9 protein-coding genes are annotated in these 10,518 nt (G+C 58.0%); 1 reads left to right on the forward strand and 8 read right to left on the reverse strand.

Annotated elements, in window-relative coordinates:
* Positions 1–6: 6 nt before the first annotated feature.
* The 8 genes from fliI to uvrB are packed head-to-tail and all read right to left on the reverse strand — an operon-like array spanning position 7 to position 9,424.
* Positions 7–1,404 carry a flagellar protein export ATPase FliI gene (gene fliI, locus ACRC1E_RS06175; protein ID WP_438514237.1) on the reverse strand — a complete coding sequence of 466 codons (1,398 nt, stop codon included), beginning with the start codon at positions 1,402–1,404 and terminating at the stop codon, positions 7–9.
* Positions 1,397–2,272 (reverse strand): FliH/SctL family protein, encoded by an 876-nt coding sequence (locus ACRC1E_RS06180; RefSeq protein WP_438514238.1) that lies wholly within the window; start codon positions 2,270–2,272, stop codon positions 1,397–1,399. The genes fliI and ACRC1E_RS06180 overlap by 8 nt, the downstream gene beginning before the upstream one ends.
* The gene (gene fliG / locus ACRC1E_RS06185; RefSeq protein WP_438514239.1) at positions 2,262–3,260 is read right to left on the reverse strand and encodes a flagellar motor switch protein FliG; all 999 of its coding nucleotides are present in this window, start codon (positions 3,258–3,260) and stop codon (positions 2,262–2,264) included. The genes ACRC1E_RS06180 and fliG overlap by 11 nt, the downstream gene beginning before the upstream one ends.
* Complete coding sequence (gene fliF / locus ACRC1E_RS06190) at positions 3,253–4,980, reverse strand: flagellar basal-body MS-ring/collar protein FliF (protein ID WP_438514240.1); 1,728 nt, start codon at positions 4,978–4,980, stop codon at positions 3,253–3,255. Before fliF ends, fliG begins: the two co-directional genes overlap by 8 nt.
* Positions 4,981–5,032: 52 nt before the next feature.
* Positions 5,033–5,353 carry a flagellar hook-basal body complex protein FliE gene (fliE, locus tag ACRC1E_RS06195; RefSeq protein ID WP_438514241.1) on the reverse strand — a complete coding sequence of 107 codons (321 nt, stop codon included), beginning with the start codon at positions 5,351–5,353 and terminating at the stop codon, positions 5,033–5,035.
* Between the two features lie 19 nt (positions 5,354–5,372).
* Positions 5,373–6,689, reverse strand: coding sequence for a sigma-54-dependent transcriptional regulator (locus tag ACRC1E_RS06200; protein WP_438514242.1), 1,317 nt, complete (start codon positions 6,687–6,689; stop codon positions 5,373–5,375).
* Entirely contained in the window at positions 6,689–7,405 is a 717-nt protein-coding gene (locus ACRC1E_RS06205) for a CheB methylesterase domain-containing protein (protein ID WP_438514243.1), read from the reverse strand. The genes ACRC1E_RS06200 and ACRC1E_RS06205 overlap by 1 nt, the downstream gene beginning before the upstream one ends.
* A 6-nt stretch (positions 7,406–7,411) precedes the next feature.
* Positions 7,412–9,424 carry an excinuclease ABC subunit UvrB gene (gene uvrB, locus ACRC1E_RS06210; protein ID WP_438514244.1) on the reverse strand — a complete coding sequence of 671 codons (2,013 nt, stop codon included), beginning with the start codon at positions 9,422–9,424 and terminating at the stop codon, positions 7,412–7,414.
* Between the two features lie 117 nt (positions 9,425–9,541).
* Between uvrB and ACRC1E_RS06215 the strand changes: the two genes are divergently transcribed.
* A complete protein-coding gene (locus ACRC1E_RS06215) occupies positions 9,542–10,402 on the forward strand; it encodes a serine hydrolase (RefSeq protein ID WP_438514245.1) in 861 nt (286 codons plus the stop codon).
* Positions 10,403–10,518: the final 116 nt, after the last annotated feature.

Here is a 10,518-nt window from a genome sequence, read left to right on the forward strand (position 1 = left end):
CTAGCCTCAGTCGGTGAGGGTCTGCGCCAGTTGCGCAACCGAGGAAGAAAAATCATGGGATTCATGCTGAGGCTGGGTCAAAAAGCCGACCTGAGGCAAATGGCGGCGTATCGCCTCGTCCAGCATCGGGTCGGCACCTTGCACATAAGCCCCCACGCTGATCAGGTCACGACTACGCTGGTAGCGCGAGAATAGCTGCTTGAAACGGCGCGCCTGATCCATATGTTCACGACTCACCACATCGACCATCACCCGCGAAATAGACTGTTCGATATCAATGGCCGGATAGTGGCCGGATTCGGCCAACTCGCGCGACAAGACAAAGTGGCCGTCGAGGATGGCACGCGCCGAGTCGGCAATCGGATCCTGCTGATCGTCGCCCTCGGACAGGACGGTATAAAACGCGGTGATAGAACCGCCCCCCTCGATGCCATTACCGGCTCGCTCGATCAGCTGCGGCAGTTTGGCAAACACGGAGGGCGGATAACCACGCGTCACGGGCGGCTCGCCGATAGCCAGGGCAATCTCGCGCTGCGCCATCGCGTAACGCGTCACCGAGTCCATCAGCAACAATACATCCTTGCCTTCCGAGCGAAAATGCTCGGCCAGGGCCGTGGCATAGGCAGCACCATGCAAACGCATCAAGGGCGGCACATCGGCAGGCGCAGCCACTACCACCGCACGCCCTACGCCCTCGTCCCCCAGAATATTTTCGATGAAATCCTTAACCTCGCGCCCCCGCTCGCCGATCAGGCCGACGACAACCACATCCGCCCGGGTAAAGCGCGCCATCATCCCCAGCAGTACCGATTTACCAACGCCAGACCCGGCGAACAGCCCCAGACGCTGGCCGCGCCCGACGGTCAGCAAGCCATTGATGGCTCGCACCCCAACATCCAGCACATCGCGTACCGGTGTACGCTGCAGCGGATTCAGCGGTTGACTGTATAGCGGCGCCCATGCGTCTGGGGCTATCGGCCCCTTGCCATCCAGTGGACGCCCCAACGCGTCCAGCACCCGCCCTACCAAGCCCATACCGACCGGCACCTGCCGGCCCTGAGCGCTACTGGCTTGCACCCGCATCGCACTTTGCCCGAAGACAGGCGGAAATACGGCGCGCAAAGGCTCAACCAGCGCGCCGGGCAACAAACCGTGAATATTGGAGACCGGCATCAGGTATAGAGACTCGCCGGAAAAACCGACGACTTCCGCTTCAACCGTATGACCGTCACCGAGATGGATCAGACAGGCGCTTCCTACCGGCTGCTTGATCCCCACCGCTTCCATGACCAAACCCGTGACACGGGTCAGATAGCCCTGCTCCCGCCATAAAGACGGCGCATCGGCGAGGGCCTGACTGCAGGCCTGCAGGTAAGTACGCTGCTGCGCTAGCCAGTCACTCATTCACCGCACCGGCAAGCGACAAACCCAAAGCCGTACGCAGTGCAGCCTGTCGCGTTTCCAGCAGCATATCGAAGCGGGTCTGTCCGGTTTCGATGATGCACCCCCCGCGACTGACAAGCGGGTCGCGCTGCCATTTGATATGGCTATTCGGGTACTCGTCGCGTAAAAAATGCTCGAGTATTGCGGCATCATCCGGATGCACCTGCACCTGTAACTGTGCAAGCTCACCCTTCACCTTGGCCAAGGCCTCGCGTACAACAACAAGCAGTGCTTGCGGTTCACAGACAAAGTGGCTTTGCGCCAGGCGTTCGCCGCATTCGACGGCCAGCCTCAGCAGTGCCGGCGACAAGCCGGCTTCAATCTCGGACAAGCGTCCGGAAAATGCACGCAGCAGCGCGTCCAGCGGCGCCCAAGCCTGCTCAAACTGTGCGCCGGCTTCCGCCTGCCCCAAAGCCAAACCTTCCGCATGCCCCTCGGCCAGGCCTTCGGCAAAACCGGCATCATGCCCGGCCTGCCAGCCCTCCTGATGGATCGCTTCTAGCTCGGCCGCCGTCGGGTAACCCATGGCGGCATCCGCCGTCAGGTCGCCGGCTACAATCGCCCCTTGCTTATCGCCTGCATCGCCGTTAGCGGGCAACATGCCTGCTAACGGTACACTGGCACTGGCCGAGGCAATCACCGAGTCCAGCAAGTCGCGGGTGGCACTCGCATCATCGGCGCCGACACTGGCGCTTGCGGATGGCAACTGCGCAGCAACAAGCCCGGAGGCTGGTTCAGGCGCAAGGCGAGCGGGACTCCCCAAGGCACCGGGTTGCCAGCTTCGCCAGGCGCCCAGCGTTTCGGCCGGAATGATAGGATTATTCGACAAGGCCTTCGTCCCCACCCTTGCTTGCCAGCACAATCTGGCCTTCGTCGGCTAGTTTGCGCACAATTTTAAGGATTTCTTTCTGCTCGGCCTCGACTTCGGACAATTTGACCGGGCCTTTGGATTCGAGATCGTCGCGCAACATTTCAGCTGCACGCTGCGACATATTCTTGAAAATCTTTTCGCGCACCTCGGGACTGGTTCCTTTGAGCGCCAGCACCAATGAATCGGACTGCACCTCGCGCAAGATGGTCTGGATCGCCCGGTCATCGATGTCCAGTATATTTTCGAAGACAAACATCTTGTCCTGAATGCGCTGTGCCAGATCCGGATCATACTCACGGATATAACCCAGCGCCGACGCTTCAACATTTGAGCCCAGAAAGTTCAGGATATCCGCCGTCAAGCCGATGCCGCCAGCGGCACTCTTCTTGATGCGATCCGAACCGGACAATAACTGGGTCAGTACCTCGTTCAACTCGCGCAAGGCCTGTGGTTGAACGCCGTCCAGCGTCGCAGTACGGATCAGCACCTCGTTGCGGACACGCTCGGGGAAGTTGGACAAAATACCACTGGACTGATCGGGCTCAAGGTGAACCAGAATGGTCGCAATAATCTGTGGATGCTCGTTGCGTATCATATCGGCAGCCGAACTGGCATCCATCCACTTCAGGCTCTCGATACCGCTGTGATCATTGCCCTGAGTGATTTTATCCAGCAGGTTAGCCGCCTTGTCCGGCCCCAAGGCCTCGATCAGCACATTACGCAGATACTCGTCGGTCGAGCCGATACTGGCACGCACGCCACACTCTTCGCGAAATTGGCCGACGACTTTTTCGATCTCGTCATGATTGACATTATTTACTGCCGCCATGGTCAGGCTCAGCTTTTGCACTTCTTTCGGCCCGAGGTATTTGAATATCTCGATCGCCTCAGCCTGCCCCAGACTGAACAGCAGCACCGCGCTGCGACGGATTCCGGCATCACTCATCGTCGCTGATCCATTCCTTGATAATCTGTGCCGCCATACGCGGGTCAGTCCTCACTAGTTCGCGTGCAGCCTGCAAATTGGCCTCGTAATCGAGACGCTGCTGTTCACGCGGGCTCAGACTACTTGCGCGGCCAGTCCCCCGTTCGTCATCATCGTCGTCGCCAGCTACAGCCAGCAAGGCGCCAGTACGGCCTGCCGGCGCAAGAACAGCATCACCCCCGGCAGACAGTGGCGGATCGGCGCGCAGGACTTGACGCATGATGGGCCGCACCACACCGAACATCAAATACAGCAGGGCCAATGTCAGCAAGGCATATTTAACGAGATCGCCACTATTGTTCCCGACATAGTCCAGCACCTTGTCCTGCACCGAAACCGGCATTACTGCATCGGCAAAAGCAGCATTCACCACATTGACCGAGTCACCGCGTTCGGTGTTGTAGCCTATGGCTTCGCGCACCAGGTTATTGATCTGCTCAACCTCTTTGGCCGTCAGGGCCGTGGGTTTGACTTGACCATCCTTGTCCGGCACCAGCTTGAAGTTGACGACCACCGCCGCCGACAGGCGTTTGATCGACCCCTTGGGTTGCTTGGTGTGCTGTATGGTCTTATCGACTTCGTAATTGGTAGTGATGTCCCGGCGCACCGCACCAGCCGGCGTAAGCGGCTGGCCGGATAGTGTCACCGTACCCGGTGCGGCACCGGGTGGCAGCGTCAATGGCGCCGAAGCCGCCGAGGGCGGCTGGTTGGACAGGGCACCGGGGACACCAGATGGCGTCCCCATACCGCCCCCTAGCGACTCGCTGATTTGCTGACTGCGGGTGGCTGACGGATTGGGCGAGGAGTTGGGCCTATAGGTTTCCGAGGTCTGCTCGACCTCGGAGAAATCGATCTGGGCCGTCACTTGTGCATGCGCATTTTGCTTGCCGAAGATGGGCTCGAGTATGGCTTCGATACGGCGGGCGTAATCCTGCTCAATCTGGCGTACAAACGACAACTGCCGCTGATCGAGGCCCGAGGCATTATTGGCATCGGTCGAGCCGGATAGCAGATTGCCTTCCTGATCAACAATGGAGATATTTTTTAGCGGCAGATTGGGAACGGAACTGGATACCAGATGCATGATGCCGGCAGTTTGCGCCGCGTCCATCAAGCGCCCTGGGCGCAAAGTAAGCATGACAGACGCGGTAGGCAATTGCTGCTCGCGCACAAATACACTTTGCTTGGGCGTAGCCAGATGCACGCGCGCCGACTCCACCGAGGCAATACTTTCTATGGTACGCGTCAGTTCACCCTCGATCGCACGCTGGTAATTGACTTGCTCTGAAAACTGGCTAATGCCGAATTTCTGGTTGTCCATCAACTCGAAACCGGTGCCACCGGTCTTGGGCAAACCTTGAGCCGCCAGCTTGAGGCGTACATCGTATACCTTGTCGGCAGGCACACTGATCACCCCGCCCGCCCCCAATTGGTAAGGAATATTCATCTGCTGCAGGGAAGCGGAGATCTGGCCGCCGTCACGGTCAGACAAACCGGAAAACAGGATGCGCTGCGCAGGCTCGCGATTAAACACCAGCAAGCCGGCAACGATAGACAAGACCGCAGCCAATGCGGCGAAAAACAATAATTTCTTGTTATTGGGCAGCGCCTTGAAGCGCCCCAGCGCTTCGTTTGCCCGGTTTTTCCAGGCTGGTGCTGCTTGATCGACCAGTTCAGCCATACAGTGGTTTCGCTATGCGCCTGCCACTGGCGGCTGATGCGGGCCGCAAGCGTCAGACTTGAGTGTTCATGATTTCCTGGTAGGCCGACACCAGTTTATTACGGGCCTGTACCATAGTCTGGAATGACAGGCTGGCTTTCTGCATGGACACCATCACATCCTGCACATTTACGCCCTCGTCACCCAGCTCGAAGCTTTTTTGTAAGTCTTGCGATGCTTGCTGCGCGCTATTGACCTGTTCCAGCGTCGATTTGAGCACATCGCCAAACTCGACAGCACCCGGCTGTTGCGCTGCATTGGCGGTTTGTCCACCGGCCAGAGCCGACATGGCCCTGAGCTCGCCCAAGAGCTGATTGATTCCCTGCGTCGACATAGCTAATTACCTTTGCGAACTACTCCGATTCCTCGCGATAGCGTTGCAGCTTATAACGCAAGGTCCGCTCACTCATACCCAGCTTCTGGGCCGCCAGCTTTCTGACACCGCCTAACTGGGACAGCGTTTCCAATATATGGCGCTTTTCCATAGTCTTCATATCGGTGTCTTCGCCAGACGCAGGCGGGAGGGTATTCACGGGCTGGAAATCATCGTCCAGCATCAGGTCAGCGGCAGAAACCTCCTGCACTACGGCAAGAATTGCCGCTCTTTGCATCACGTTTTCCAGCTCGCGAATGTTACCTTCCCAGCCATAGGCAGTCAAATCACGCTCAGCTTCACGCGAGAGCGTCAAATGCTGCCGGCCACAAGCATCCCCGTATTTACTAAGCAGCATCCGTGCCAGCGGCAGCACATCCTCGCTCCGCTCCGCCAGTGATGGGACACGCAAAGGAAAAACATTCAAACGGAAATAAAGATCTTCTCGAAAGTTTCCCGCCGCCACTTCCGCCGCCACATCACGATTACTGGTCGCCAGTACCCGGATATCCAGCTTGATGGTACGGGTGCTGCCTACCCGCTCCAACTCGCGCTCCTGCAGGACACGCAATAGCTTAACCTGCAGGGCCAGCGGCATTTCGGTCACTTCATCCAGCAGCAAAGTACCGCCTTGCGCCTGCTCGAACTTGCCGGCCAGCGCGCCGTGCGCACCGGTAAAGGCGCCCTTCTCATGCCCGAACAAGGTGGATTCCAGCAGGTTTTCCGGAATCGCGGCGCAGTTAACCGCAATAAACGGCCCCTCACTACGGCGTGAATTACGGTGCATAAAGCGCGCCAACACTTCTTTACCGGCCCCGCTGGGGCCGGAAATAAGCACCGTCGCATCCGATGGTGCAACCCGGCGCGCAATAGCCAGCAACTGCAGCATGGCAGGCGATTCGGCAATCACGCCATCCAGTGCTGCCACCGGCTCCGGCAGCAGGTATTTCTCCACCTCGGCCAATAAAGCCCTGGGCTCAAACGGCTTGAGTAGATAGTGGGCCGCACCAGCACGCAACAGATCAATCGCCCGTTCGATCACGCCATACGCCGTCATCAGGATAAAGGGAATACCGGGGTAGCGCCCCGACAACTCGGCAAACAGGGCATAGCCATCCATAGGCGCCATTTGCGCATCGGACACCACCAGACCGACCGGCTCGCTTTGCATGATATCCAGTGCCGCAGCACCATCAGCAGCCTCAAGCACGGCATAGCCTGCCAGTAGCAGCGTGTCGATGATGGCCTCTCTCAGATCGGCATCGTCCTCAACCACCAAAACAGGTAAATAATTCATCAGGTACACGATCGTAAATTGATGCGCTGCCGGCACAGGGCCGTCAGGCGCGCGGGAATATCGACAAGGGGTAGCACTTCATGGGCAGCACCGCGCAAAATGGCCTCGCGCGGCATACCGAATACCACACAGCTTTTCTCATCCTGTGCCAGATTATGCGCACCCGCCTGTTTAAGCTCCACCATCCCCTCGGCGCCATCCCGCCCCATCCCAGTCAGGATCACGGCGATACAGTTGCGCCCGGCCACATTGGCGGCAGCTCGAAACATCACATCTACCGAAGGACGGTGCCGGTTAACCGGTGGCCCTTGGTTGAGACTGACCACATAACCGCCAGCCGGCGTCAGGCGCAGCAAAAGGTGAGAGTGCCCCGGCGCGATATAGGCCGTTCCAGACTGCAAGGTTTCACCCTCTACCGCCTCTTTCACCCGGATAACACACAGGCTGTCCAGACGCTCGGCAAACGAGCGGGTAAACATCTCGGGCATATGCTGCGAAATAATCACCGGCGGTGTATCGGGCAGCAAAGCCGCGAGTATCACGCGCAAAGCCTCGGTACCGCCGGTAGACGAACCCATGGCAATCAGCAGGCCCTTGCCTTGTGCGCGCCCCTGCTGACGCGAAAGCACGGCATCGGCACTCAGACTGGGAGTCACCTCTAGCGTGGCGACGGCACGAACAGGCTTGGCTTTATCATCAGGCGGTTTCTGCATCATCCGGGGCTACAGTTCATTGATGAAAGCCAGCTCTTTTAGCGACTTCAGCTCGTCGCGCAAGGCTGCCGCTTTTTCAAACTCGAGATTGCGCGCAGCGGCCAGCATCTCCTTTTCCAGGCGCTTGATTTCACGCGCCAGCGTTTTCTCATCCATCATTGCCACTCTGGCCTCATCGACCAGATGCTGCTTGCTAGCGGCATTGGAATAGACCCCATCAATCAGGTCCTTGATTTTTTTCTCGACCCCCTTGGGGGTAATGCCGTGCTCCAGATTGAATGCCGCTTGCTTGATGCGGCGACGCTCAGTCTCTTCCATTGCACGGCGCATACTGTCGGTAATACGGTCTGCGTACAAAATCGCCCGGCCGTGCAAATTGCGCGCGGCCCGGCCTATGGTCTGAATCAGGGAACGCTCGGAACGCAAAAAACCTTCTTTATCCGCATCCAGAATCCCGACCAGACTCACCTCGGGAATATCCAGCCCTTCACGCAGCAGGTTGATGCCGACCAGGACATCGAACATCCCCAGACGCAAATCACGCAGAATCTCCACCCGCTCGACAGTATCGATATCGCTATGCAGATAGCGCACCTTGACACCATGCTCGGTGTAGTAATCGGTCAACTGCTCTGCCATACGCTTGGTCAGGGTCGTGACCAGTACCCGCTCGTTTTTGGCAACACGGATATTGATCTCCGACAGCAGGTCATCCACCTGGGTCGCGACCGGACGTACCTCGATCTCGGGGTCAACCAAACCGGTGGGGCGCACCACCTGCTCCACCACTTGTCCGGTATGCTCTTTTTCATAGACCGAGGGTGTCGCCGATACGAACACGGTCTGCGGCATCAGTCGCTCGAACTCGGGAAACTTGAGCGGCCGGTTATCCAGCGCCGATGGCAAACGAAAACCGTATTCGATCAGATTGGACTTACGCGCCGCATCCCCCTTGTACATGGCACCGATTTGCGGAATGGTGACGTGACTCTCGTCGATAAACATCAGTGCATTTTTAGGCAAATAGTCGATCAGGGTCGGCGGCGCTTCCCCCGTCCCCCGCCCGGAAAACAGGCGTGAATAGTTTTCGATCCCTTTACAGAAGCCCATTTCGTAAAGCATCTCCAGATCGAAACGGGTGCGCTGCTCGATACGCTGCGCCTCAACCAACTTGCCCTCTTGCTGGTACCACGCCACCCGTTCGGCAAGCTCCAGCTTGATTTTCTCGCAGGCAGCCAAGACCTTTTCGCGCGGCGTCACATAGTGACTGGATGGAAATACGGTATAACGCCCGACCCGCTGCCGTGTCACACCAGTCAAAGGATCAAACAGGGTTAGCGTTTCCAGTTCGTCATCGAACAAGGACACCCGCAGCGCTAGCTCAGCCGACTCTGCCGGGAAAATATCAATCACATCGCCACGCACCCGGAAGCTACCGCGCGAAAAATCGACATCATTGCGCTCGTATTGCATCGTCACCAAGCGGGCGATAATCTCGCGCTGCGCCAACTGCTCGCCTTCTTTCAGGTGCAAGATCATCTGGTGGTAGGACGAAGGATCACCAATCCCGTAGATCGCCGACACCGTGGCAATAATGATGCAATCGGGCCGCTCGAGTATGCTTTTGGTCGCCGACAAGCGCATCTGCTCGATATGCTCGTTAATGCTGGAGTCTTTCTCGATAAACAGGTCGCGACTGGGAACGTAGGCTTCGGGCTGGTAATAGTCGTAGTAGGAAACGAAGTACTCGACTGCGTTTTCCGGGAAGAATTCGCGCATTTCGCTGTACAGCTGCGCGGCCAGCGTTTTGTTATGCGCCATAATAATGGCCGCACGCCCGGTGCGTGCAATCACATTGGCCATGGTGAACGTCTTGCCCGAACCGGTCACCCCGAGCAGGGTCTGGTAGGACAGTCCGTCAGTCAAACCCTCTTCCAACGCATTGATTGCGCCAGGCTGATCACCCGCAGGCTCAAAACTCTGGTGCAGGCGAAATGGGCTACCCGGAAAGCTAACGACCATGGTACAAATATCCGTTTGGATAAACCCCCGTAAAAACAGCGACATTCGGGAGTTTTTTGTTTAAAATCGCGGCAATATACCCTAATTAATCAGACACCCACACACGGAGTTTACGGGATGCTGAGAATCATCACAGCCTTGACGGCAGGCCTGCTTGCCCTGCCCCCTATGGTCTACGCGGCTCAACCAGTGTACCACCTTGCTGCCTTCCAGCAGAGTGCCCCGCAACTCAGCTCCAATGCTGTCCTGGTACTCAACACCAGTACCGGCGAAGCCTTGTACCAGAAAAATGCCGGCATGCGCACACCGATTGCCTCCATTACCAAGCTGATGACGGCGATGGTCATGCTGGATGCAGCTCAGCCTCTGGACGAGATGCTGACCATCTCAAACGCCGAAATAGACCGGCTGAAAAACACCAGTTCACGCCTTGCTGTCGGCACTACGCTATCGCGGCGCGAGATGTTGCTGTTGGCGCTGATGTCGTCGGAAAACCGCGCCTCGCATGTCTTGTCGCGTTACTACCCGGGCGGCACCCAAGCCTTTATCGCACGCATGAATAGCAAGGCGCGCGCGCTGGGCATGAACAATACCGTATTCTATGACCCGACCGGACTGGATATGCGCAATAGTTCGACAGCGCAGGATCTGGCTCGCATGGTGCGTGCGGCGCATGGCTACCCGCTGATCCGTCAATTCAGCACCTCGACCGAACATGATACCGTGGCCCGCGCCGGGCGCATGCTGCACTACAAAAACAGCAATTCACTGGTACGCGAGGGTGAATGGGAGATTGGCCTGTCCAAGACCGGCTATATCCAGGAAGCCGGACGCTGCCTGGTCATGTACGCCACCGTTGGCGGCCAGCAACTCGTGATTGTGCTGCTGGATGCTAATGCCAGCAATGCCCGCACCAATGATGCCAAAAACATCCGCACCTGGCTGGAAGCGCAACCTGGACATTGGCTGGCGGGTTAAGACTCGGGACTCGGGACTCGGGACTCGGGACTCGGGACTCGGGACTCGGGACTCGGGACTCGGGACTCGGGACTCGGGACTCGGGACTCGGGACTCGGGACTCGGGACTCGGGACT

Origin of the sequence: Craterilacuibacter sp. (assembly GCF_051659485.1) — a bacterium.
Taxonomy (GTDB): domain Bacteria; phylum Pseudomonadota; class Gammaproteobacteria; order Burkholderiales; family Chromobacteriaceae; genus Craterilacuibacter.

Bases quoted from the DNA above. Each gene is read 5' to 3' on its own strand.
- fliI (WP_438514237.1), bottom strand. From the start codon at position 1,404: ATGAGTGACTGGCTAGCGCAGCAGCGTACTTACCTGCAGGCCTGCAGT.
- uvrB (WP_438514244.1), bottom strand. From the start codon at position 9,424: ATGGTCGTTAGCTTTCCGGGTAGCCCATTTCGCCTGCACCAGAGTTTT.
- ACRC1E_RS06205 (WP_438514243.1), bottom strand. From the start codon at position 7,405: ATGATGCAGAAACCGCCTGATGATAAAGCCAAGCCTGTTCGTGCCGTC.
- fliF (WP_438514240.1), bottom strand. From the start codon at position 4,980: ATGGCTGAACTGGTCGATCAAGCAGCACCAGCCTGGAAAAACCGGGCA.
- ACRC1E_RS06200 (WP_438514242.1), bottom strand. From the start codon at position 6,689: ATGAATTATTTACCTGTTTTGGTGGTTGAGGACGATGCCGATCTGAGA.
- fliG (WP_438514239.1), bottom strand. From the start codon at position 3,260: ATGAGTGATGCCGGAATCCGTCGCAGCGCGGTGCTGCTGTTCAGTCTG.
- ACRC1E_RS06215 (WP_438514245.1), top strand. From the start codon at position 9,542: ATGCTGAGAATCATCACAGCCTTGACGGCAGGCCTGCTTGCCCTGCCC.
- fliE (WP_438514241.1), bottom strand. From the start codon at position 5,353: ATGTCGACGCAGGGAATCAATCAGCTCTTGGGCGAGCTCAGGGCCATG.